Source organism: Phreatobacter sp. AB_2022a, from assembly GCF_026847585.1.
Taxonomy (GTDB): domain Bacteria; phylum Pseudomonadota; class Alphaproteobacteria; order Rhizobiales; family Phreatobacteraceae; genus Phreatobacter.
The window spans coordinates 65,026-88,975 of the sequence record NZ_JAPSET010000025.1; the positions used below are offsets into that span (position 1 = coordinate 65,026).

At 69.5% G+C, this 23,950-nt stretch carries 19 protein-coding genes; 8 read left to right on the top strand and 11 right to left on the bottom strand.

Translation table 11 applies throughout. From position 1 onward, the window contains the following. Positions 1-8 precede the first annotated feature (8 nt). Positions 9-806 carry an AAA family ATPase gene (locus tag OZ671_RS18585; RefSeq protein ID WP_268862125.1) on the top strand — a complete coding sequence of 266 codons (798 nt, stop codon included), beginning with the start codon at positions 9-11 and terminating at the stop codon, positions 804-806. Between the two features lie 60 nt (positions 807-866). On the opposite strand, the gene OZ671_RS18590 is transcribed toward OZ671_RS18585, so the two are convergent. Then, entirely contained in the window at positions 867-2,444 is a 1,578-nt protein-coding gene (locus OZ671_RS18590) for an ABC transporter substrate-binding protein (RefSeq protein ID WP_268862126.1), read from the bottom strand. Positions 2,445-2,716: 272 nt separating this feature from the next. Here OZ671_RS18590 and OZ671_RS18595 point away from each other — a divergent pair, with 272 nt between their 5' ends. Further along, a complete protein-coding gene (locus tag OZ671_RS18595) occupies positions 2,717-4,150 on the top strand; it encodes an amidase (protein WP_268862127.1) in 1,434 nt (477 codons plus the stop codon). Between the two features lie 11 nt (positions 4,151-4,161). Further along, on the top strand, positions 4,162-5,583 hold the full coding sequence (locus tag OZ671_RS18600; RefSeq protein WP_268862128.1) for an amidase family protein: 1,422 nt from the start codon (positions 4,162-4,164) through the stop codon (positions 5,581-5,583). Between the two features lie 4 nt (positions 5,584-5,587). Here OZ671_RS18600 and OZ671_RS18605 read toward each other — a convergent pair whose 3' ends face one another. Then, the gene (locus tag OZ671_RS18605; protein ID WP_268862129.1) at positions 5,588-6,832 is read right to left on the bottom strand and encodes an aminotransferase class III-fold pyridoxal phosphate-dependent enzyme; all 1,245 of its coding nucleotides are present in this window, start codon (positions 6,830-6,832) and stop codon (positions 5,588-5,590) included. Positions 6,833-6,998: 166 nt separating this feature from the next. On the opposite strand from OZ671_RS18605, the gene OZ671_RS18610 reads away from it, so the two are divergent. Beyond that, the gene (locus OZ671_RS18610) at positions 6,999-8,768 is read left to right on the top strand and encodes a flavin-containing monooxygenase (protein WP_268862130.1); all 1,770 of its coding nucleotides are present in this window, start codon (positions 6,999-7,001) and stop codon (positions 8,766-8,768) included. A 36-nt stretch (positions 8,769-8,804) separates the two neighbouring features. On the opposite strand, the gene OZ671_RS18615 is transcribed toward OZ671_RS18610, so the two are convergent. The 6 genes from OZ671_RS18615 to OZ671_RS18640 all read right to left on the bottom strand — a co-directional run bounded on the left by OZ671_RS18615 (position 8,805) and on the right by OZ671_RS18640 (position 14,943). Beyond that, a complete protein-coding gene (locus OZ671_RS18615) occupies positions 8,805-10,103 on the bottom strand; it encodes a type III PLP-dependent enzyme (RefSeq protein ID WP_268862131.1) in 1,299 nt (432 codons plus the stop codon). Further along, positions 10,090-11,625 (bottom strand): AMP-binding protein, encoded by a 1,536-nt coding sequence (locus OZ671_RS18620; protein ID WP_268862132.1) that lies wholly within the window; start codon positions 11,623-11,625, stop codon positions 10,090-10,092. Before OZ671_RS18620 ends, OZ671_RS18615 begins: the two co-directional genes overlap by 14 nt. Then, positions 11,625-11,885, bottom strand: a complete 261-nt coding sequence (locus tag OZ671_RS18625) for an acyl carrier protein (RefSeq protein WP_038302842.1) — start codon at positions 11,883-11,885, stop codon at positions 11,625-11,627. The genes OZ671_RS18620 and OZ671_RS18625 overlap by 1 nt, the downstream gene beginning before the upstream one ends. Positions 11,886-11,911: 26 nt before the next feature. Beyond that, on the bottom strand, positions 11,912-12,763 hold the full coding sequence (locus OZ671_RS18630; protein ID WP_268862133.1) for a hypothetical protein: 852 nt from the start codon (positions 12,761-12,763) through the stop codon (positions 11,912-11,914). 479 nt (positions 12,764-13,242) lie between these two features. Continuing rightward, on the bottom strand, positions 13,243-14,427 hold the full coding sequence (locus tag OZ671_RS18635; RefSeq protein WP_268862134.1) for a cupin domain-containing protein: 1,185 nt from the start codon (positions 14,425-14,427) through the stop codon (positions 13,243-13,245). 150 nt (positions 14,428-14,577) lie between these two features. Beyond that, positions 14,578-14,943, bottom strand: a complete 366-nt coding sequence (locus OZ671_RS18640) for a hypothetical protein (RefSeq protein WP_038302718.1) — start codon at positions 14,941-14,943, stop codon at positions 14,578-14,580. Positions 14,944-15,626: 683 nt separating this feature from the next. Between OZ671_RS18640 and typA the strand changes: the two genes are divergently transcribed. Both typA and OZ671_RS18650 read left to right on the top strand, forming a co-directional pair. After that, positions 15,627-17,450, top strand: a complete 1,824-nt coding sequence (typA, locus tag OZ671_RS18645) for a translational GTPase TypA (RefSeq protein WP_268862135.1) — start codon at positions 15,627-15,629, stop codon at positions 17,448-17,450. 128 nt (positions 17,451-17,578) lie between these two features. Further along, positions 17,579-17,980, top strand: a complete 402-nt coding sequence (locus tag OZ671_RS18650; protein WP_038302845.1) for a c-type cytochrome — start codon at positions 17,579-17,581, stop codon at positions 17,978-17,980. A 101-nt stretch (positions 17,981-18,081) separates the two neighbouring features. On the opposite strand, the gene OZ671_RS18655 is transcribed toward OZ671_RS18650, so the two are convergent. Further along, positions 18,082-19,815 carry a CocE/NonD family hydrolase gene (locus tag OZ671_RS18655; RefSeq protein WP_268862136.1) on the bottom strand — a complete coding sequence of 578 codons (1,734 nt, stop codon included), beginning with the start codon at positions 19,813-19,815 and terminating at the stop codon, positions 18,082-18,084. 153 nt (positions 19,816-19,968) lie between these two features. On the opposite strand from OZ671_RS18655, the gene OZ671_RS18660 reads away from it, so the two are divergent. Further along, positions 19,969-20,607 carry a TetR/AcrR family transcriptional regulator gene (locus OZ671_RS18660; RefSeq protein ID WP_268862137.1) on the top strand — a complete coding sequence of 213 codons (639 nt, stop codon included), beginning with the start codon at positions 19,969-19,971 and terminating at the stop codon, positions 20,605-20,607. Positions 20,608-20,859: 252 nt separating this feature from the next. On the opposite strand, the gene OZ671_RS18665 is transcribed toward OZ671_RS18660, so the two are convergent. Together OZ671_RS18665 and OZ671_RS18670 are read right to left on the bottom strand one after the other, a co-directional pair. Continuing rightward, positions 20,860-22,131, bottom strand: a complete 1,272-nt coding sequence (locus OZ671_RS18665; RefSeq protein ID WP_268862138.1) for an NAD(P)/FAD-dependent oxidoreductase — start codon at positions 22,129-22,131, stop codon at positions 20,860-20,862. Further along, positions 22,128-23,522 carry a M20 family metallopeptidase gene (locus OZ671_RS18670; protein WP_268862139.1) on the bottom strand — a complete coding sequence of 465 codons (1,395 nt, stop codon included), beginning with the start codon at positions 23,520-23,522 and terminating at the stop codon, positions 22,128-22,130. The genes OZ671_RS18665 and OZ671_RS18670 overlap by 4 nt, the downstream gene beginning before the upstream one ends. Before the next feature lie 167 nt (positions 23,523-23,689). Here OZ671_RS18670 and OZ671_RS18675 point away from each other — a divergent pair, with 167 nt between their 5' ends. Next, the gene (locus OZ671_RS18675; RefSeq protein ID WP_038302726.1) at positions 23,690-23,932 is read left to right on the top strand and encodes a hypothetical protein; all 243 of its coding nucleotides are present in this window, start codon (positions 23,690-23,692) and stop codon (positions 23,930-23,932) included. Positions 23,933-23,950 lie beyond the last annotated feature (18 nt).

Sequence of the window (23,950 nt, forward strand, 5' to 3'; positions counted from 1 at the left end):
TCGGGCGCGTGCTGGCCGGGAGGCCGGGCGACCTCGAACCGGCGCTCGCCGCCCATCAGGCGCGGCTGGAAAGAGAGGTCGGCAATCTTTCCACCGCCCTGGCGCGCCTGCGTGAAATCCGGGCGAGTCTTGCCCAGGGCCACCTGCCTGTCATCGGCGAGCTTGCACGCCTCGTCGCCCCGACCATGGCCGCAGTCGTGGCCTTCGACCTGCCCTGGCCCTGGGGCGGCGAGCGCTTCGTGCTGCGCGACATCAAGCCGCTCACCTATGTCATCGGTCCGCGCGGCAGCGGCAAGACGCGGCTTGCCCGCTGCCTCGCCGACGCCCTGCCCGGCGCCGTTTTCGTCGACCTCGACCGGGCGGTGGATGGTGCGGCGGCGGCGCGGGCGCGGATTGCGGCCGATCCGGCACTCGCCACCCGGGTCGAGGCGACGCTTGCTTGGCTCACCGAGGACGGCGCCACGCCGAGCGACGCGCTTCTTGCCCTCATCGCCGCCCTGGAAGCGCGGGAGCCGGCCTTCATGGTCGTCGACATGGTCGAGCAGGGACTGGATCAACCAAGCCAGGAAGCGCTGATCGCGCACCTGCGCCGCCGCGGTCCCGACCACCCGCCGCTGTTCCTGATGACGCGCTCCAGCGCGATCCTCGACCTCTCGGCCATCGGCGCCGCCGAAGCGATCCTCTTTTGCCCGGCCAACCACAGCCCGCCGACGCTGGTCGCGCCCTATCCGGGTGCGCCGGGCTACGAGGCGGTCGCGACCTGCCTTGCCAGCCCCAGCGTCAGGGCGCGGCTCGGAGCGGCCTAGCCACGCGTCACCGCCCGGCGGAGTTCGCCGGCGTTCGACCCCGTCGTGAGCCGGCTTCGCTCAGGCGCGCTCGACGTCCCAGAACATCGGATAGGACGACTGCGGCAGGTTTCTGAGGCTGGCCCGGTAGCCTGCCGGAATCGTGAACTGGCCCCACATGACCGACGGGGTCAGCTCGTAGGCGACCTTCTGGATCTCCTCCGCGATCCTCTTGCGCCCGGCCTGATCCTCCGCGCGGCTGAAGGCCTTGAGGAGGTCCGGCACGCGCGCGTCGCACGACCAGCCGGGATAGTCCTCGCAGGTCGAGGCGATATAGAAATGATTGAGCGGAGAGATCATGTCGGTGCCGTTCGAATAGACCGGGAACATCGACCAGCCATCCTTCTTGACGCGCCGGGCGAGCACCGTGCCCCAGTCCATCGTCTGCTCGTCGACGGTGAAGCCGGCATTCTTCATGTTCTGCGCCAGCACCTGCGCGGCGGTCTGGCTGATCGAGCCGGCAACCTCCAGGATGATGACCGGCTCGCCGGCATAGCTGGTCGCCTTCAGCGCAGCCTTCGCGGCTTCGATGTCCAGCTTGGCGATCTCCGCACCGGCGGCGGTCGACAGCGGCGCGTCGCACATCCAGAAGGACGGGCATTGCGGCGCGTGGAACTCCGAGGGAACGCCGATGGCCGACAGGATCGACGATTGGTCGGCAAGCTTCCAGAGCACGCGCCGCACCGCCGGATCGTTGAACGGCGGGGATGCATGGTTGAGCCGGAAATTGCCCTGGAACTGATGGATGCCGCCGATGCTCAGCAGCTTGACGTCGCGCGCGCGGCGCAGCAGCGGCAGGGCATCGAAGGGCAGATACTGCATATAGTCGATCTCGCCCCTGATGAGGGCGTTCGCGCCGGTCATCTGGTCGGGCATGACCCGCAGGTCGAGCCTGTCGATCTTGACCGCGCGGCCGCCGGCGAGGAAATCGGCGGGCTCGGCGCGCGGGACATAGTCCGGGTTGCGCTCCAGGATCATGGAAGTGCCGGACTTCCAGAGGTCGGCGCGGAAGCGGAACGGCCCGGAGCCGACGGGCGGCACGGTGATGCGCTGGTCGCCGGGCGTCGACGCGAAGCGCATCGGCATCATCACCGGCAGCGGCGCGTTCGCCTTGCCGAGCGCCTGGAGCATCAAGGGAAACGGCTCTTTCAGAACGATCGCGAAGGTCTTGTCGTCTTTGGCTGCCATCGTGGCGGTCGCGGCCCGCAGCATCCGGCCGATGGCGTCGCGCGGCGCCCAGCGGTTGACCGAGGCGACGCATTCGGCCGCGGTCACCGGCGCCCCGTCATGCCATTTCAGGCCGTCGCGCAGCGTGAAGGTCCAGGTCAGCCTGTCGGGCGAGGTCTCGTAGCGCGCCACCATTTGCGGCCGGATCTCGCCCTTGCCGTCCATGGCGAACAGCGTATCGAAGATGTGGTAGCCGAAGGTGCGCGTGATCGCGGCGGTCGTGAAATGCGGATCGAAGATCACGACCTCGGATTCCAGCACGACGGTCAGCGATTTTTCGGCACGCGCCTCGCGCGGCCGGATGATCCCGGCGGCGGCGACGGCGCTCGCGCCGACAAGCGCGTTCCTGCGGGTCAAGGTCGTCAAGGCCATGGCACTGCCCTCGCTTGCACATGATGAGGCCGGGGAAGCCGGCCCGCGCCGCCTGAAGGATGCACGTCGACAGATCCTCGCAAGGTTAGCCCGGCAGCCTGGGCGCGCAATCGGTCCAGGTCGAATTTTCTTCCCCCGAAGGCCGTCTTTGGAGAATGCTGGCCTGCATTTCAGGTGGATGGACAAAAGAGTGGTACGCCGCATGATCCCCGGTGCTGAGCATGGCAGGCGCATCCCGCACCCCGCCGTGACGCGCGTCGGGAGGGTTCGTCATGCTGGATGCCGATCTTCTGTTCACCTCCGCGACGAAAGCGGCAGCCCTGATCCGAGCCCGCAAGCTCTCGCCGGTGGACTATGCCCGCGCGGTGCTGGCGGCGATCGAGCGGGAGCAGCCGCGCCTCAACTGCTTCGTGACCGTCATGGCGGACCAGGCCCTGGCGGAAGCCAAGCGGGCCGAGGATGCCGTCATGGCCGGAGTCGCGCTCGGCCCGCTGCACGGCGTTCCCATCCACATCAAGGACCTTGTCGATGTCGCCGGTGTCAGGACGACGCACGGCACGGCGATCTTTACCGACAATGTCGCGGTTCATGACGATGTCCTCGTCGCGCGCCTGCGCCAGGCCGGCGCCGTCATCATCGGCAAGACCACGACGCCGGAATTCGGCAACAAGGGCCTGACCGATGGCCCGAGCTTCGGCGTCACGCGCAACCCCTGGAACCCGGAACGCACCCCCGGCGGATCCAGCGGTGGTGCCGCAGCCGCCGTCGCGGCGGGCCTTGCCCCCCTCGGGCTCGGCACGGACGGGGCAGGCTCGGTGCGCGGCCCCGCCGCCTGCTGCGGCCTGGTCGGGCTGAAACCGACGCTCGGAGCCGTGCCTTACGATACGACGCGCGATGCCTTCGGCAACAACGTCTATGCCGGCCCGCTCGCCCGCACCGTAACGGACGCCGCGGTGATGCATGCCGTCTTGACCGGCGCGACGGCAAGGGATCCCTGGTCGCAGGGCGGCGAGGACCGCCGGCGGCTTTCTCCCGCGCTCATCGGGCATGACCTGTCCGGGCTCCGCATCGGTTATGTCGAGCGTTGCGCCAATCCGCGGGTTGCCGCCGACGTGCTGGCGAATACGCGCGCCTCGCTCGAAGCCTGGGCTGGCCTCGGCGCGGATGTGGAGGAGGTGACCGACGCGATCGACTGGATCGAATACGAGGGACGCATTCTCTACCAGGCGAACTTCGCCGTCTTCTGCGCGCCCTACCTGCCCAAGTGGCGGGACCGGATGGATCCGGTGACCCTCGCCTTCATGGAACGGGGCGCCCGCTTCAGCCTGGCCGATTTCCGCAACGCCCAGTTCGCGCGCACGCGGCTGTTCCGGCAGATCCAGGCGCTGTTCGAACGCTATGACGTCCTGGTCATGCCGACCCATTCGCGCACGGCGCTGCCGGTCGGCTTCGACGCCGCGAACGACGAGGTCGAGGTCGACGGTGTCAAATGCGGGATCACGCGCCAGGGCTGGACCTCCTACCAGTACCCGTTCAACCTCACCGGCCATCCGGCTCTGTCGATCCCTTCCGGTTTCGGCGCCGACGGCCTGCCGACCGGTATTCAGGTCGTCGGACGGTGGGGCTGCGACACCGACGTGCTTCGCTTCGCCTCGCTGCTCGAACTGACCCGCCCCTGGGCGCAGCACCGGCCGAAGGCGGCCTGACGGGGATGGCCATGCACGATGCCGACTGCTTCCTCTCCATCGCCGAGCTTGGCCAACGTTTCGCGGCCGGCAGCACCAGGCCGAGCGTCATCGCAGGCCGGCATCTCGCGCGCATCGCGCGGATCGACCCCGTACTCAACGCCATGCAGGTCGTCGACGCCGACGGCGCGCTGAAGGCGGCCGCGGACAGCGACGCACGCTGGGCGGCGGGTCGCCCTGCGAGCCTGCTCGACGGCATCACCGTGACCATCAAGGACAATGTCGACCTTGCCGGCTTCCCGACCCGTCACGGCTCGCTGACCAGCTCCGACACGCCGGCGACGGCGGATGCGCCGGTCGTCGCCCGGCTGCGCGAGGCCGGTGCCGTGATCCTCGGCAAGACACGCCTGCCGGAATTCGGCTGGAAGGGCCTCACCGACGGGCCGCTCCAGGGCGGCCCGACGCGCAATCCGTGGCACATCGCGGTCTCACCGGGAGGATCGAGCGGCGGCGCGGCGGCCTGCGTCGCGGCCGGCATCGGCACCATCGCCTTCGGCAATGACGGCGGCGGCTCGATCCGCATTCCCGCCAGCTTCTGCGGGCTCTTTGGAATCAAGCCGACCTTCGGCCGGGTGCCGCATCATCTTCAGGAAGGCCTGTTCGCGACGCTCGTCGCTGGCGGCCCTATCGCCCGGACGGTTGCTGATGCCGCCGTGACGCTTGCAGTCATGGCGCGCCCCGACGACCGCGACTGGTTCGCCTTGCCGCCGCCGCCGGACGGCTGGCTGGCGGACCTGACGCCGAGGCTCGCCGGGCTGCGCATCGCCTATGCCCCGGCCCTCGGCGGCGTCAGTGCGGATGACGAGGTTCGTGCCGTTGTCGACGCGGCGGTCGAGACGCTGCGCGGCCGCGGCGCGACGATCACCGAGGTGCCCTCGCCGATCGGAGACCTGAAGGACCGGTTCGAAGCCTATTGGATCGGCGCCTTCGCGCGTCGGATGCGGCTGATCCCGAGGCAACGCTGGGCCGACCTCGACCCCGGCTTCCGCGCGCTCGCCGAGCGCGGCATGGATGTGGGCATCGACCAGTTGCTCGACGCCGAAGCGGCGCGCGCCGCGCTCGGACGCACCTTCGCGGCGTTCCATCGCGACCATGACCTCCTGCTCACGCCGACCATGCCGCATGTCGCGCCGCCGGTGGAGACGGTCTATCACGGCCCGACCTATGATCGCTGGCGCGACAGCGTGGCGTTCACGCTGCCCTTCAACCTGACCGGCCAGCCGGCCTCGACCACGCCCTGCGGCCTGTCGGCGTCCGGCCTGCCCGTCGGCCTGCAGGTGGTCGGCCCGAAATATGCGGAGCGGCTGATCCTGGAAGCGGGTCTTGCCATCGAGGCCGCGCTCGGCTTCGCGCAGCCACATCCGAGGCTGGTCGAGGCTCTCGACGCCATGTGACGGTTCAGGCCATCCGGGCAACCGCGGCGAACCCCTCGTCCGCGGCCTCCAATGCCCGATCGATCGCCGCTTCCGTGTGGGCGCACGACAGGAACATGTTGTGTTTCGGGTGGAAATAGGCGCCGGCCCTCAGAGCGGCGCTGCAGAAGACCGAGCCCTTCGCGAAGCCGGCATCCTCCGCGAACAGCATCAGCGGCATCTGCGCCGGGCCGCTCTGGTCGATCGAGAGACCGTGCCGGGCCGCACCGCGCGCAAGGCCGTCACGTAGCCGTTGGCCCATGCGGGCCATCAGGTCCGGCCCGTCGATGCGCCTGAGCTCGGTGAGCGTCGCGTGCGCCGCAGCCATCGGGACCGCCGCGCACCAGAACGACCCCGTCGTGAAGATCTTCGTTGCCGCTTCGCGCCAGCGGTCACCGCCCGTGATGGCGCCGAGGGGATAGCCGTTGGCGATCGCCTTGCTGAACGCCGAGAGATCCGGCCGCACGCCGATCGTCTCCCAGGAGCCGCCGAGATGAAGCCGGAAGCCGGCGCGCACGTCGTCGACGATCAGCGCCGCGTCGGCGTCGTCGCAGAGCTCCCTGAGCCGCCGCGCGAAGGCCGGCTCCGGCAGCGCCAGCGCCCTGGCCATGTCATGCCGGAAGGCGGTGACGAGGATCGCGGCGAGATCGCCTTTCGCCTGCTCGACCGCGGCCTCGACGCCGGCAATGTCGTTGTAGTCGTAGTGCAGGATGTGGGCGCGATCCTCGGCCGTCACGCCGGCGAGCGAAGGCGTGCACCAGGGCACGGCGCCATGGTAGCTGCCGCGCGCCACGAGCAGCTTCTTCCGGCCGGTGCCGGCCCGCGCGATGGTCACCGCGGCGGTGGTCGCATCGCCACCGTTCTTTTCGAACAGGCACCAGTCGGCATGCGGGATCGTCTCGACCATCAGTTCCGCGAGGTCGACGAGGACCGGCGCCGGGCCGTTGAGCGTGTCGCCGAGGGCGGCCTGCCGCCGCGCCGCCGCCTCGACCGCCGGGTGATGATGGCCGAGGACGATCGGCCCCCAGGAACACATGAAGTCCACGAACTGCCGCCCGTCCACATCGACGACATGGCAGCCCTCGCCCCGGGCGAAGAACTGCGGATAGCCCTCCGGCAGGTTCGCCGCATTGAGATGGCCCCAGAGGCCGCCCGGGATCACCTGCCTCGCCCTCGCCCGCAGGGCGGCGTCGATCGAGTTGGCGAGCGCGGGCGGGCTGGACTGGGGCATCGCGGATCTCCGGCGGCCATGGGCTGCTGCCAGCCTAAGCGGCGCCCGTCGGGAGCGGCACGCATGACAGCCATGCGCGCGCGGCCATGAACATGCGGCCGGATTGCCGGCCGATCGGCCTCTGCGGCAGCATTCCTGCCGATGCCAGGGCAGGAGACGAGCGCGCATGAATGCAGAGACCGAGGCGACACGCTGGCTTGCCGCCTTCGCGGCGCATCTCGCCGATGCCGGCCCGGAGGCGGCGGCCGAGCTCTTCCTGGAGGAGAGCTACTGGCGCGACTTCGTCGCCTTCACCTGGAACATCGTCACGCTGGAGGGGCGCGCCGCCATCGCCGCCATGCTTCGGGCGCGCGGCCGCGCGGTCGCCTCGACGCGCTGGCAGCTCGACGGCAGCCCGGAAGCAACCGAGGCGGGCGTCGCGTTCTGGTTCACTTTCGAAACCGCCGTCGGCCGTGGCTGCGGCCATGCGCGTCTCAAGGACGGCCGCTGCTGGACCCTGCTTACGGCGCTGCGCGAACTGACAGGCTTCGAGGAAAAATGCCGCGAGACGCGCCCGCTCGGCACGGCCCACGGGGTGGTCCGCAACCGCACGACCTGGGCGGATCAGCGTGCGGCGGACGCCCGGCTCGGCCTCGATCGCCAGCCTTACGTCCTGATCGTCGGTGGCGGCCAGGGCGGGCTCGGGCTCGGCGCCAGGCTGAAGCAGATCGGCGTGCCCACGCTGATCGTGGACAGGCATGCCCGCGCAGGCGATGCCTGGCGCCGGCGCTACCGTTCGCTGTGCCTGCATGATCCGGTCTGGTACGACCACATGCCCTATCTGCCCTTCCCGGACCATTGGCCGGTCTTCACCCCGAAGGACAAGATGGGCGACTGGCTCGAAGCCTACAGCACGATCATGGAGCTGGACCTGTGGACCGGAACCGCCTGCCGCGCCGCCGCCTATGACGAAGGTCGCGGCGAATGGACCGTCTCCGTCGAGCGTGCGGGCGAGACCATCACGCTGCGCCCGCAGCATCTGGTTCTTGCCACCGGCATGTCGGGCAAGCCGCAGCTGCCCCGCCTGCCCGGCCAGGATGCATTCCGCGGCGTGCAATGCCATTCGAGCGACTATCCCGACGGGCGAGCCTTCGCAGGCAAGCGCTGCGTCGTCATCGGTGCGAACAATTCGGCGCACGATATTGCGGCCGACCTCTGGGAGCACGGCGCCGAGGTGACCATGGTCCAGCGCTCGCCGACGCTGGTGGTGCGCTCGGAGACGGTCCAGCGGCTCGGCTGGGCGCTCTATTCGGAGGCCGCCAACCGCGCCGGCATCGACGCCGACAAGGCAGACCTCATCGCGGCTTCGACACCTTACGCGCTGCTGCCGCAGTTGCTGAAGCCCGTCGTCGCGCAGATGAAGCAGGAGGATGCGGCCTTCTACGAAGCGCTGCGGGCCGTCGGTTTCCAGCTCACCTTCGGCGAGGACGAGACCGGCCTCAGCCTCATGTATCCGCGCCGCGGCTCCGGCTACTACATCGATGTCGGCGCCTCCGAGCTGATCGCCACCCGCCAGATCGCGCTGCGCAGCGGTGTGGGCATTGCCGGCCTGTCGGAGGACGCGGTCCTGCTCGACGACGGGTCGAGCCTGCCGGCCGATCTCGTCGTCTATGCCACCGGCTACGGCTCGATGACCGGCTGGGCGGCGGAGCTGATCTCGCAGGCGGTGGCCGACAAGGTCGGTCCGTGCTGGGGCATGGGATCGGGAACCGCGCGCGACCCCGGGCCCTGGCTCGGCGAGCTGCGCAACATGTGGAAGCCGACGGCACAGGCAGGCCTGTGGTTCCACGGCGGCAACCTCGCCCAGTCGCGGCACTATTCCCGCTATGTCGCGATCCAGCTCAAGGCGCGCTTCGAGCGCATCGCGACACCCGTCTACGCCGGCCCGGCCGCCTGATCCCGATCGCGCCGCGCACCCCGCATGGCCCCGCGGTCAGGTATCGCCGCCGACGAGGCGCACCGTGCCATTGTCGACCAGCACCTCCTTCGGCGCGGGGTGGCCGAGGAAATGGACCGGGCTCGCGGTCAGGCCATAGGCCCCGGACTGCAGCACGGCGACCAGGTCGCCTTCGTCGAGGTCGGGGAGCTCGGCCTTGCGCGCGATCGTGTCGAGCGGCGTGCAGAGCGGCCCGACGACACTGGCCGGCCCGGCCGAGGCTGCGCCGACACGGTCCGGTGCGAGCAGCGGATAGTCGCGCTTGATGACCTGGCCGAGATTGCCGGAGGCGGCCAGGTGGTGGTGCATGCCGCCGTCGGTGACGAGGAAGCGTGCACCGCGCGAGCGCTTGGCGGCGAGCACGCCGGCGACATAGACGCCCGCCGGTCCGACGAGGAAGCGCCCGGGCTCGACCACGATCCGCGCCGCACGGATCAGCGGATCGGCCGCCTGCTCTGCCTTGAGCGTCGGCACGTGGCTGGCCAGGCGATCGAGATCGAGCGGCTTTTCGCCGGCAAAATAGGGAATGCCGAGGCCACCGCCGAGATCGATCGTGTCGAGCGGGCGGCCGATGCGGGCGGCGACACGGCGCGCCACGGCGAGGCCGTGCGTCCATTGCGCGGCGAGCATGTCGGCGTCGAGAATCTGGGTGCCGGCGAACATGTGGACGCCGGTGAGCTTCAGACAGGAGCTCGCGGCGACACGGTCGACGACCGCATCGAGATCCTCCTCGTCGAAGCCGAAAGGCGCCGGACGACCGCCCATGCGCATGGCGCCGCCCTGCACCTCGGCGACCGGATTGACGCGGATCGCCACCGGCACCGCTGTGCCGCCGGCGAGCGCCTCGATCCGGGCGATTTCCTCGAAGCTCTCGAGGTGGATCTCGCCGATGCCATCGGCCATGACGGCGGCGAGCTCGGCGCGGCGCTTGCCCGGCCCTGCGAACAGGATCCGTCCCGGCGCAGCGCCCGCCGCGCGCGCGATCCGGTATTCGCCCAGCGAGGCGATCTCCACGCCCGCTCCTTCGGCGAGGAACACGGCCACCACCGCCGGATTCGGATTGGCCTTGATCGAATAGTGAATGTCGGCAAGGCCGGCGAGCGCCCTGGCCAGCCGCGCGTGATTGCGGCGCATGACGGCGGCGTCATAGACATAGAGCGGCGTGCCATGCCGGGCCGCGATATCGGCAAGCCTCACGCCGCCGACCAGGAGATGGCCGGCCTCGACGCTGAAGATCTCGGCCGCCAGCCGCTCGGCCTGGCTCGGCCCGCCGTTTCCCGCCTCAGGCGCCGTCACGGCTGCGCTCCGCAACGAGCCCGCGATAGTCGACCTTGCCGTTCGGCGTCACCGGCAGCGTGCTCACCCATTCGACCGCCCGTGGCACCATATAGGGCGGCAGTTGCAGCGCCGCGGCCTGCAGCACCGCCTCGGCATCGACCGCCTCGTCTTTCGCGACCCCCACCGCATGCACCTTCTGGCCCGCGAAGGGGTCCGGCAGGCCGACGACCGCGACCTGGGCGAAGGCGCCGGTCGCCATCAGCACCTCCTCGACCTCGGTCGGGCTGATGCGGTAGCCGGCCGATTTGATCATGGCGTCGCGGCGTCCGACGAAGTGGAAGAAGCCGTCCTCGTCCTCATAGACGAGGTCGCCGGAATAGCAGACGGTCTCGCCGCCCTGGGCGCTCGGAATGAACGGGTGCGGCTTGAGCACTTCGGCCGTGTCGTCGGGGCGGTTCCAATAGCCGAGCGATACGGTCGGCCCGCGATGGACCAGGATGCCCGGCTCGCCGGGCTTGGTGCGCCGGCCCTCGGCATCGATGGCGAAGATCTCGGTCTCGGGGATCGCCCGTCCGATCGAGGTCGGGCGCCGGTCGATCTCCTCCGGCGGCAGGAAGGTGGAACGAAAGGCTTCGGTGAGGCCGTACATCAGGAAGATGCGCGTATCCGGCAGCCGACTCCGGAGCAGCCGCACGGTCTGCGAGGGGACCGCGCCGCCGGAATTGGTGATGTAGCGCAGGCTCGGCAGGGGCGTGCGGGCGAGCGACGGGGTCGCCCGGGTCAGGATCGCCCAGATGGTCGGCACGCCGGCAAGCCCGGTGACGCCGTGGTCGCGGATGGCGGCGACGATCTCGTCGCCGAACCGGAAGGTGAGCAGCACGAGGCTCGCCCCCTGCTCCATGGCGGTCAGGAGCTGATTGAGGCCGTAGTCGAAGCTGAACGGCAGCACCGAGAGGATCCGGTCGGCGGCGGTGATGCCGAGATAGGTGCGGACGATGCGCGTGCCGGCGATCAGGTTGCGATGACTGAGCATCACGCCCTTCGGCCGGCCGGTGGAGCCGGACGTGTAGAGAATGGCCGCGAGATCCTCGCCGATGGCGGCATCGCGCACCCCGTCCGGTTCGCCCGCGGGCTGCCAGCGCGCATCGTCGACGCGATGGATCGCCACCTCGAACCCGGCAAGCGCCTCGCCGACCCGCTCGGCCAGCGCCGCGCTGGTCAGCACGATGCGGGCGCCGCAATCGGCGACGATATGGCGGATCTGCGCTGGCTGGAGCAGGCTGTTGACGGGGACGAACACGCCGCCGGCCGCGCTGACCGCGAAGATCGCCCAGCATTCCTCGATCGATTTCGGCAGCACGATCGCCACCCGGTCGCCGCGCCCGAGGCCGAGGCCGCCGAGGACGCCGGCGGCGTGCGCCACCTGCCGGCGCAGCGCGCCATGGGACATCGACCGCTCGCCGTCGATCAGCGCGACTGCCGCGTCGCCGCCGGATGTGCCGGTCGCAAGCAGGTGATGGGTGAGATAGGGCGAGGCCATCACCGCCGCGCTTGCTCGACGAAACGGGCGAGCTGGTCCACCGTTTCGAAATTGGCCGGATCGAAATCCTGATCCGAGATCTCGATGCCGAACCGCTCCTCGATGAAGCCCATGAGATCGAGCACGCCGAGCGAATCGACCGCGCCGCCGGTCAGGATCGAGCTCTGATCGTCGAAGGGGCGTGCCCCCAGGCCGGGAAAGCGCTGCAGCAGGAATTCGCGAATGATCGCCTTGGCATCGGCCGCATCGGTCTCGGGCATGGTCATCGGGCTCGCATGGAAATTGATCAGTATTGCAACAGAACCAGTTCGGAATAGGCGTGGTCGACGCTGTCGGGATCGATCGCGCCCCGCGCGAAAGTCGGCCGCATGCCTTCGCTGAACCAGGCCGCGGGAAGACGCTCGTCGCGCCGGGCCGGCACTTCCAGCATGAGGATAGCGTGCGCCAGGAGGAACCGCGACACCGCGGCGATCGCGCCGGCGAGTTCCCCCTTGCTGTCCGCATAGATGAGCCGGGCGGTGGGCAGTCCCTTGCGGCGGGTCCGGGTGAAGATCAGCGGCCGATAGGCCTCGCCCCGCCGGAGCGCGATGCAAATGCAGCCCAGCGCCTGATGGTCCTCGAGCATGGTCCAGGTCGTCGCCGGCAGCTGTCCGCGCGGTACCGCGTCGAGCCCGACCACCTCGGCCGGCCTCTCGTCACGCCTCCAGGCCACCGCCGGCAGCACCACCAGCAGCACACCGTCGTTCCAGGGCATCAGGCCGAGGCGGCCGTTCAGCTGCTCGACGTTTTCGCTGGGAGTCAGATCCGTATGGATCGCGTCGGGTTCGCTCAGCACCGATTTCAGCATGCGCGGCGCGAGCCAGCGATGGGCCTCCTCGACATACCAGCTCGACAGGTTGACGATCTTGCGCCGACCGCCGGCCGCATCGGCCCGCCAGCTGCGCATGGTCAGGATCACCCCGACATCGTCGCCGCCGACACGAAGGAGTTGCCCGATCGCCCCGCCGTCGCGCCGGGCGTGGTGTTCCGCCTGCCGCTTCAGTCCTTCGACCCAGAAGGCCGGCTGGCGAGACGGGAAGCCGCGCGCAAGCAGGGCATGCGCGCGCTCCATGTTCGTCTCGTCGATCGGGACCAGCATCACGGTGATCTAGCTCGGAATCGGCAATTTTGCAGAAGGAGGACGATTCATTCTTAATATCAAACCGTTAACAACGCCGTTCGGGGCCTCGGCGCGGCGATCGGCCACATGGCCCGCGCCTGCGCCGGCCCTCGACCGCGTCGTCCATGACGAAAGCGCAGCGCCCGCAGACTGCAAGAGGCCATAGTCGGGCGGCTGGCCGTTGGCATGTCTGTCCTGCACCAAGCTTTCGAAAGCGTCAGAGCATAAGCAGATACACTTATGGGCCGCCCGCGCAAGGCGCGAACTGCGGACCAGCTGCATCGAAGGGTTGTGTCGGTCGCAAAAAGCCGATGGCCACGGCACGCCGAACGAGGCAGCCGCGCTCCGCCTGCCGGTCTGCGCGGCATCGGGGCGTGTCGGGCTGGCGAAGCGCGGCGAGACGCAGACCGTGTCCGCGATCACGCACCAGCCAGAACGAGAACCGGGAAGCGGCGGCGCTAGGCCGTGCGGTCGCGCACCAGAATGCCGAGCGCGACGAGCTTGCGGCAGAAGGCGAGCGCCGGACCGCCACCCAGCATGTTCGGGCTCGCGCCGTCCTGCAGCCTCATCAGCCAGTCGAGCTCGTCGCCACTGAGCCGGATGGCCTCGCCCGCCCAGCGCAATTCCGCGCCGCCACCGTCCGGCACTACATAGTGATGCACCGTTTCCGCCAGGACGAGGCGGTCGTCCGCACCGGGTGCCGGAGCGATCAGGCCGCGGCCCGACATCGGCATGCGGTCGGTCGCGAGCTGCTGCAGGAACTGCATGGCGACGAGGTCGAGGCTCGTTTCGGTCGCGACCCGCGCCAGGCGCTCGGCCGCGGCCGCCGGCAAGGCGAGGCGCGCCGCGTCGTCATTGAGCCGCCAGGTGCGGAACGACTCGCGCAAGGAGGGCTCGCGCGCTTCCATCTGATCGATGGCCGCACGCAGCGCGTCGGCCCAGCTCGGCTCCAGGAGGCCGATCGTCGCATGCAGCGAGGGTTCGCCGCCACCTTGGACCGAGGCGTCGTGCAAGACCCCGCGCGGCACGAACAGCACGTCGCCGGCCCGCAGCACCACCTCGCGGCCGCCCTCGGGATCGACCGGGTGGATCTTCGAATCCCACGGTGTCCGACGGGTGGCATGGGGCATGACCGCATCGCCCCAGACACGCCAGCGCTTTTCGCCCGCCACCTGCAGCACCAGCACGTCATGCGTGTCGTAATGCGTGCGGAACCCCTGAGCGCCGGGCGGCGTCAGATAGATATTGGCCTGCACCGCATGCAGGAAGATCTGCTCGAGCCCGCGGCAGAAGCGGGCGAGCGGCGGATGGAATTCGTGGAACTGCGAGACGACCAGCGTCGCACCGCCGTCGAACAGCGGAAACAGCCGTGATGGATCGACCTTGCCGTCGGAGAAGGTGAAGAGCTCGTCGGGCACGCCGGCCGAGCCGGTGCGGCCGCTGTCGGCCATGGTGACCCGGGGCGCCTGGGCCGCATCGGTCTTCAGGAAGGCGTCGAGATCGGCGACCGACAGGAGCCGGGCGAAGCGCGCCCGGTCGACCGCCGGGAAGTGCCGCATGACCGCGGCCTCGCGCATCTTCAATCCGTCTTCGACCGACAGGTCTCCGAAGGCGAGCGCGAAGGCTTCCGCGGCCAGGGTCATGTCCATGTCTCCAATGCAGCCGTCGCCGCGGTGCCGGCGGCGGCAGTCTCTCTTCCATCCCGCTCGGCGTGGGCAGGCCCGGTTTTCCCTCGGGTCGACGGCGGGATGGCGGCGCGGCCGCTCGATTCCGCGCCGCAGGTCAGGCCCGGCTTACCAGCCGCGGCCGCCACCGCGCGGATCGCGCGGATCGTTGTCGGTGATGCGAACGCCGCGGCGGCGATAGACCCTGACCCGGCCGCGTCCCTCGGCGTCGTAGGGATCGTTGTCCGTGCCGCGCCGGCGGACATAGCGGCCACGGCCGCGGCCCTCGGCGTCATAGGGATCGTTGTCGGTGACGCGCACGCGCTGCGCCTCGGCGGGGGCCGGAGCGACCACGGTACCGACCGTCGCCAGCGTCGCGGCGCCGAGCGCCGACTTGAACAGGAACAGCCTGCGGTTCACCGGCTTGCCGGCCGCGCCGGCTTCCGGCGTCTCGGCATCCTGGACCATCGGCTTGTCGTTGGTGGCATCGGTCATCGTGCACTCCCCACACCGCCCCGGCTGAACTCCGAAGCGATTAGAACCGGGCAGATGCTGCCACAGCTTGTCGCATTGACCAACAGAAAAATTGACCTTGCGTCACCCCTCGAGATGACGCGCCACGTCAACCCAACTCACTGGAGCAACAGTGAAAAACCGCTGGATGCGGCGACGGCCGCAAGCCTGGTGCCAGTCCGGAGGATGAGGTGCGGCGGGGGGCGAAGTGGAGGGGAGGAGACCGCTTTCAAGGGGTCGCAGATTGCGGTCCCCTCCCATCCTGGCCAGAGGACCGGCGACGCAATACCAGAAGCCGGTCCGCCGTCTCTTCTGCACGACCGGTGCCAATTGGCCGCATGGTCGTGCCGGCCCACATCTTGGGCTCTTTCGCGAGAGCGCCCCCAACATGTCGATGGCGTGCCGGCTGCCCGGCTGCGGCTCTCGCGGAATGGCAGTTGCAGAATGCAAGACGTCTTGCAAAACGCGAGGGCCGCCGCAGAATGCGCCGCGCGAGGCTCCGCGGCCGCCCTGCGAGGGGCGCGCCCCGGTCGCCGATGCGCGCGCTGTTGCGTCACCGCCGTTGCGCAGGGCGCGTGGCTCCTATATGTGCACCGCAGCAAGGCATGCGGGCTCACGGCGGACGGGGGCCCGCTTTTTTCGCTTTCCGCGACGGACGCCGACCCATGAACATGCGCAATATCGCCATCATCGCTCACGTCGACCATGGCAAGACCACGTTGGTCGACAAATTGCTCCAGCAATCGGGCTCGTTCCGCGAGAACCAGCGGGTGGCCGAGCGCGTCATGGATTCCAACGACCTGGAAAAGGAACGCGGCATCACCATCCTCGCCAAGGCGACCTCGGTCGTCTGGAAGGACACGCGGATCAACATCGTCGACACGCCCGGCCACGCCGATTTCGGCGGCGAGGTGGAGCGCATCCTGTCGATGGTCGACGGCGCCATCGTGCTGGTCGACGCCGCCGAGGGTCCGATGCCGCAGACCAAGTTCGTGGTCGGCAAGGCGCTCAAGATCGGCCTGAGGCCGATCGTCGCGATCAACAAGATCGACAGACCCGACGCCCGCCACGTCGAGGTCATCAACGAGGTCTTCGACCTGTTCGCGGCGCTGGATGCGACCGACGAGCAGCTCGACTTTCCGATCCTCTACGGCTCGGGCCGCGAGGGCTGGATGGCCGAGAAGCCGGAAGGCCCGATCGACGGAGGCCTCGCGCCGCTGTTCGACCTGGTCCTGAAGCACGTGCCGCCGGCCAAGGTCGAGCCCGGCCCGTTCCGCATGCTCGGCACGCTGCTGGAAGCCAATCCCTTCCTCGGCCGCATGATCACCGGCCGCATCTCCTCCGGCTCGGTCAAGCCGAACCAGAGCATCAAGGTGCTGGCCCGCGACGGCAGCGTGGTCGAGACCGGGCGCGTCTCGAAGATTCTCGCCTTCCGCGGCATCGAGCGTCAGCCGATCGAGGAAGGCGTCGCCGGCGACATCGTCGCCATTGCCGGCCTCTCCAAGGGCTCGGTCGCAGACACGTTCTGCGCCCCCGAGGTCGACACCCCGATCCAGGCCCAGCCGATCGATCCGCCGACCGTCACCATGAGCTTCATCGTCAACGACTCGCCGCTCGCCGGCACCGAGGGCGACAAGGTGACGAGCCGGATGATCCGCGACCGCCTCCTGAAGGAGGCCGAGGGCAATGTGACGCTCAGGATCGAAGAAAGCGCGGAGAAGGATTCCTTCTACGTCTCCGGCCGCGGCGAACTGCAGCTTGCCATCCTGATCGAGACCATGCGCCGCGAGGGCTTCGAGCTCGCCGTGTCGCGGCCGCGCGTCGTGTTCCAGAAGGCCGAGGACGGCTCCACCCTGGAGCCGATCGAGGAGGTGCTGATCGACGTCGACGAGGAGCATTCCGGCGTCGTCGTTCAGAAGATGAGCGAGCGCAAGGCCGAGATGACCGAGATGCGGCCGTCCGGCGGCAACCGCCTGCGGCTCGTCTTCCTGGCGCCCACCCGCGGCCTGATCGGCTATCAGGGCGAGCTGATGACCGACACGCGCGGCACGGCGATCATGAACCGGCTGTTCCACTCCTACGGGCCCTATCGCGGCGAGATCGCCGGCCGGGTCAACGGCGTGCTGATCTCCAACGATATCGGCGAGGCGGTCGCCTATGCCATGTGGAACCTCGAGGATCGCGGCCCGATGGTCATCGATCCCGGCGTGCGCGTCTATCGCGGCATGATCATCGGCATCCACAACCGCGACAACGATCTCGAAGTGAACGTGCTGAAGGGCAAGAAGCTCACCAATATCCGCACGACGTCGAAGGACGAGGCGGTGCGCCTGACGCCGCCGATCCGCATGACCCTGGAAAAGGCGCTCGCCTGGATCCAGGACGACGAGCTGGTCGAGGTGACGCCGAAATCGATCCGCCTGCGCAAGACCCATCTCGACCCGAACGAGCGCAAGCGTTTCGAGAAGGCGCGCGAGGCGGTGAGCTGAGCTGAGGCCGAAGGGCCGCCGCGACGACATGTGAATTGTCCGCCGCCGCCCGCGCTGGCTAGAATGGGTATAGAGTGATGCGCCGGTCCCCGGGCCGGCGCAGCGCCGGACATGCCCAGAGGAACGCCATGCGCAACCTGATCGCCCTTGCCGCCTTTTCCGCTCTCCTTGCGGCGCCGCAGCTCGCCTCGGCCCAGGACGCAGCCGCCGGCCAGCGGGTCTTCGCGCAGTGCCGCGCCTGCCACCAGGTCGGCGAGAACGCCCGCAACGGCGTCGGCCCGCAGCTGAACGGCCTGTTCGGCCGCACCGCCGGCACCGCCCCGGGCTACAACTATTCCGACGCCTACAAGCGTCCGGAAATCACCTCCAAGGTGTGGAGCCCGGAAAACTTCACCACCTATATCCGCGACCCGCGCGGCGTGACGCCGGGCACGCGCATGGTCTTTGCCGGCCTGCGCAACGACCAGCAGATCACCGATCTCATCGCCTATCTGCGCACCTTCGGACCCGACGGCAAGCCGGCGCAGTAAGGCGCGGCGCCTGTCGGGCCAACCATCGGCGGACGCGGCGCGCCGCGAGGCGCGGTCCGGCATCGCCGCGCTGCGCGCCGCCGCGGCGGCCGGCCCGTCGGTCACCGGTTTTTCGGGATCAGCGGCAGGAGCAGGTAGGAGGCCTGCCCTTCGCCGGTCGCGATCGTGTTGGTCCCCGCATAGAGCGCGGGGTCCCTGTCGAGGTGCAGAAACGGGCCGGACCCCTTGGTGAGGCCGCTCGCACCGGGCCATGCGAAGTCCCTGCCCGCGACGGTCAGGGCCAGGCGATAGCCCGGCGGCACCACGATGCTGGTCGCCCAGATCTCGACATCGACCTCGTAGAGCTGCCCCGGCCTGATCGGTTCGATCGTCCGATGCGGATGATAGGGCCGCGCCTCGGTGGAACGCTCGCCGTCCAGCATCCGGTGCGACACGCGCAGCCACCCTTGCGAGACCGGCGCCTGCGGCTCGGTCGCGCCGTCGAACATGACGTCGCGCCCCTCGGGGTCGATGAGCCGCAGCGTCGCGAAAATGTCCATGTCGGCCGTCGATGACTTCACCCAGAGCCTGAGTTTCACCGGCCCGGTGAATTCCGCTTCCGCGGTGAACGGCGCCGTCGTGAAGGTCAGCCCCTCACCCAGCGCCTCGTAGGACGCCTCCGCCGGTGCCGCCGGTCCGCCCGCGGCCATGCCGCCGCTCGCCGCGTCGAGATGATAGGGCCGCCACTGCGTGCCCTTCAGCGGCCATTGGCTCTCGGCGCGCCAGGCCAGTCCATGCGGACCACGGATGGCCAGATTGAGCGGCGGCTCGTCGTCCCAGCCATTGTCTTCGCCTTTGAGAAAGCGGTCGAAGAAACGCATCTGCAACGCGAGCGCCTCCTCGGCATAGAACGGCGCATGATGGTCGCCGGTATGGATACGCAGCCATTTCGCCGTGCTGCCGGCCGCAAGATAGCCCTCGATATTGCCGCGGCCGTGCAGGCCGTGGCCGCCCCAATTGCCGACCGACAGGAGCGGCACCTGGATCCGGCTGCCGTCCGGCGTGCGTTCGCCGAAATAGGCGCCGTCGAAGGGGCGCGAGCGATAGGTATCGGCCGGCGCGTTCCGGTTCGCCGCCAGGAGCGCCGTGGACAGGGCCGGACCTGTCGTCGTCTCGCCCGACAGCGCATCGGTATAAGGCGTCTCGCCGTTGCCGTGCTGATTGGGAATCAGCTGGCGCGCGAACCAGAGCTTCAGGAATTCGGTGCTGGGAATGCCGCCGTGATGGCTGATGTCCCGGTAATGATCGAAGGCGCCCTCCCAAGGAATGATCGCCGCCAGGCCTTCGGGCTGGCGCGCGGCCACCTGCCACTGGTTGATCGCGTAATAGGAAATGCCGAGCAGGCCGACCTTGCCGTTGCTCCAGAACTGGCGCGAGGCCCAGGTGATCAGCGTGGCGTAATCCTCCGTGTGCCGGGGCGCGAACGGGTCGAGGAAGCCGGGCGACGCATTGCTGCCACGGCTGTCCGCATGGATCACGATATAGCCTGCCGGGACCCAGCGTTCAGGATCGGGCGCCTCCCAGCGGATGAAGCGGCATGACGAAGCCTTGCCGAGGTCGGGATGTTTGGCCAGGAGCTTTGTCCAGGCCTCCTGGTAGGCCGGCGCATCCGCATCGCGCGTATCCTTGCCATAGGGACCGTGCAGCATCACCACCGGAAAGCGGCCGGGCCTGTCGGGACGGTAGATGTTGAGCCGGAGGCCGAGGCCGTCGGACATGGTGACCTCGACATCGCGTTCGAAGATCATGCCGGCAATGCCGGTCTCGACACGGCGGGCGGATGGAACAGTGGTCATGCGGGCTCGTCCGGTTGTCAGGGGGGCGGCGGGGTGTCACCATCCGGGTGACGCGGCGGCGCTCCCCGGTTCTGCTGCTTGACGGCCGCAGTGTCCGGGCATGCCGGAAGGTCGCGCAACTCGCGTTTTCCGCCGCCACGCCGGGGGAGCCCCATGCTCAGGAAAGTCCCGCAGCAAGCGCGTTCCCGGCAGATGGTCGACTTCATCCTGGAAGGCGCCGCTCGCGTTCTGAACACTGCGCCGCTCGCCGAGACGACCACCAACCGGATTGCCGAAGTCGCCGGCGTCGGCATCGGCTCGCTTTATCAATATTTCGACGACAAGGAGGCCATCGCCCGCAGCCTCCTCCGGCGGCACCTCGAGGAGAGCGCCGCGCTGGTGCATGGCGCGCGCCTCGCATCAGGCGGCCACGACGTGTCCGAGCGGCTGCGGGCGATCTTCGTCGCCTGCCTGCGCGATCATCGCGACAAGCCGATGCTGCATCTCAATCTGATCGACGTCTGCGGCGGCGTCCCGAGCGCGGCCCGTTTCGACGCCAATATCGGCACCATGGTCGACGACCTCGCGGCCATCCTGCGGGATCACCGCCCGGAGGCGCATCCCGATCACATCCGCCTCTGCGCGACGTCGCTGCACCAGTCGATCGTCCTGCTCGTCCATGCCGCGGTCAGCCAGCCGGCCCTCGAGCGCGACGGCACGATCATCGGCCATTTCGAGGCGCTCGACGCCGCCAACCGCAAGGTGCTCGACCTGCACCTGCGCCAGCAGGCACGCGCGGCGGCGGCATGCTGAGCGGGGGCGTGCCTCCGGCGCAGGGCTGGTTCGGGATGATCCGCCCGGCGCGAAAGCAAGCCATGCTTCAAGGCTCGCCTTCGCTCGCGGCAGTTCCGGATGCGCATCCAGCTCATCGCTTCAAAAGCATGCCCGATGCCATTCTGAGCATTCCGCATGGCTGGGGGGCGAGCGGAGCGAGACGCAAACCACGGCAATGCTCGATGCAAGGATCTGCGATGCGCTCTTGCCCCACGCGGCCGCCGGACGTGATCAGCCCCGAAGCAGCCGCTCCGCTCCGAACGGCGCGACCGGCACGCTCGGCGCGGCGCCGGCGATCAGTTCCGCCACCAGCCGCCCGGTGATCGGGCCGGTCGACAGGCCGATATGGCCATGGCCGAAGGCGAAGACGATGCGCCGGTGCCGCGGCGCGCGGCCGATCACCGGCAGGCCGTCGGGCGTCGACGGCCGCGATCCGCCCCAGGGCGCGGGCTCCAGGGCATCGCCGAAGGCAAGGGTGCCGCGCGCCTCCGGCTCGACCGCGGCGAGCTGCGCGGGGTTGGGCGGCGCGCCGTGGCGGGCGAGCTCGACGCCCGAGAGCAGCCTGAGGCCGGCAGCCATGGGCGAGACGACATAGCCACCGCCGGTATCGTAGATCGGCCGCGACAGCTTGTGCTGGCCGGCATCGGCGAAATGCCGGTGATAGCCGCGCTCGGCGGCGAGCGGCAGGCGATAGCCGAGCGTGCGCGCCAGCGCTCCGCTGGCCGCGCCCGCGGCCAGCACCACCGTCCCGGCCGCGATCGCGCCGCCGCCCTCGAGCGTCACCGCCGCTTCGGCGTCGCTGGCGCTCAGCGCCGTGACGCGGGCAGCGTGGATGCGGCCGCCGCGCGCCGCCACCGCCTTTTCGTAGCGCTGCACCAGGCCGCCTGGGTCGCTGACCGAACCGGTCGTGCTGAACCAGAGGCCCTTGGCGAAGCGCCGCGTCAGCGCCGGTTCGAACGGGTTGAGTTCCGGGCCGTCGATGACCGTGGTCTCGACGCGATAGTGATCGAGGATCTCGCGCTCCAGCGCCGATGCGGCAAAGGCCGCCTCGCTCCGGTAGAGCTTCAGCCAGCCCCGCCGGGCGATGAGGTCGCGCGCGCCGACCTCGCCGGCAACCCGCCAGTGCTCGTCGTAGGAGGCCGCGCAGAGCGGGTCGAGCGCCGCGGCGGCCTCGCGAAAGGCGGCGAGGTTGCAGCGGCGCAGGAAGGCGAGGAGCCAGGGTGCGACGGCAAGGAGCGAGCCGTAGTCGATCCGGATCGCCGGGTTGCGGTTGAACGCGTAGGACGGCAGCCGGGCGGTGAGACCCGGCGCCGCCATGGGAAACAGCGAGCCGCGTGAGATGACGCCGGCATTGCCGTAGCTCGCGGCGTCCCGGATCGCGCCGGGATCGATGACGGCGACGCTGAGGCCCCGTTCGAGACAGGCAAGGGCGGACGCCATGCCGACCATGCCGCCGCCGACGACGGCGACGTCGACCGGTCCCGCCCCCTTTCCCTCGCTCATCGGGCGACCTTGGGATGGGTGCCCTCGCCGAGGTCCCAGTAAAGGCCGGCCATCATGGCCATGGCCTGCCGCAGCAGCGCGACCGGCACATGCTCGTTCGGCGCGTGCTGCGAGCAGCCAGGGTAGGAATGCGGCACCCAGATGGTCGGCATGCCCAGAATGTCGGCGAAGACGTCGTTCGGCAGCGAGCCGCCGGCATTGGGCAGCACGGCCGGCTTGATGCCGGTCGTCTGCTCGACGGAGGCCGCCGCCCAGCGCACCCAGGGATGATCGGGGTCGGTGCGAGTCGCATGGAACATCGCATCGCGCGAGGGCGCGACCACGACATCGGAAAAGCCGTGGTGGTCGAGATGGCGGCGGATCGCCGGGATGAAGCCGGCCGGATCCGAGCCGACGACGAAGCGGATCTGGCAGCGGGCGATCGCCGAGGGCGGCACCGCATTGACCGGCTTGTCGGCATTGCCGGAGCCGAAGGCCAGCACCTCGAAGGTGTTCCAGCCATAGAGCTTCTCGGCAGCGCTGAAGCCGGGCTCGCCCCACCACGGTTCGATCTCGGGATCGCCGGGGCCGCTCACCGGCTCGACGTCGGCGAGCGCCCGCTTCACCGAGGCCGGCATTTCCTTCGGCAGCAGTTCGTGGACGCGCACCTCGCCCTTCGGGCCGACGATGGTGGCGATGGCGTGGGCGAGCCGGATCGCTGGATTGGACAGAAGGCCCCCCCAGTTGCCGGAATGGTGGCCGCCCTCGCGGGCGTTGATCGAGAGATCGATGGAGGCGCCACCGCGCGAGCCGAGATAGAGCGTCGGCCGCTCGGCGACGAGCCGCGGGCCGTCGGAGGCGATGAGGATGTCGGCCTTGAACAGCCCGGCGTGGTCGCGGGCGAGGTCGTGCAGGCCGGCCGAGCCGACCTCCTCGCCCATTTCGATGAGATAGCGCACGTTGAAGCCGAGCTTGCCGCGCGTCTCCAGCACGCAGCGCAGCGCCTCGATATTGATCGTGTGCTGGCCCTTGTTGTCGACGACGCCGCGGCCGTACCAGCGCGTGCCGGTATCGTCGAGCGTCCAGGGATCGCGCCCGTCCTTCCACTGGCCTTCGAGGCCGCGGATCACGTCGCCATGGCCATAGCCGAGCACGGTGACGAGCGCCGGGTCCTCGATGCGTTCGGCGAGCAGGAACGGCGCCTTGGCCTTCGGATGGGTCAGGATCGTGCAGGTGAAGCCGAGCGCTTCCAGGCACGGCTGCATTTCCTCGGTCAGGTAACGCGCCAGGTCGGGCCCGCGATCGGGATTCTGGCTCTCGGTCGGAATGGCGATCCGGCGGGCGAAGATCGCTTTCAGGCGGCCGTCGTCGAAGGTCTTCTCGGCGGCGGAAATGGCGGCGGCGCGGGTCATCGGCAACTCGGGCTTGGGGGATTGTCTGGTGAAAAGGACCGGATCGGAACCGGGAGACTAGCCGAGCCGCCCCGTGCCGCCCAGGACGCCTGGCGCATTCGAGACCGGCGGCGCGAGGGAACCTTGGCCCCTGCCCTGCCGTTGTTGATGATCGACAGGAGGCCATCATGACCGGCACGGATCGTGAGGAGCTGTCGCGGCGGCTCCGGGAGCATATTGCCGCGGGTCGTTTCCCCGAGGATTCGGCTGCCTACTACCTTGCCAAGCAGGTCGCGGACGAAGGCAAGGATTCGCTGCTCGCCCATCAGCTGAGCGCCTGGGACACGCTCATCCAGCCGCTCCTGGACGCTCCCGCCGAGGAGCTCCGGCGGATCGACGAGGAATTCGCCCGCCGCCGCGCCAAGGGCTGAGGCCCGGGCGCGCCGCCG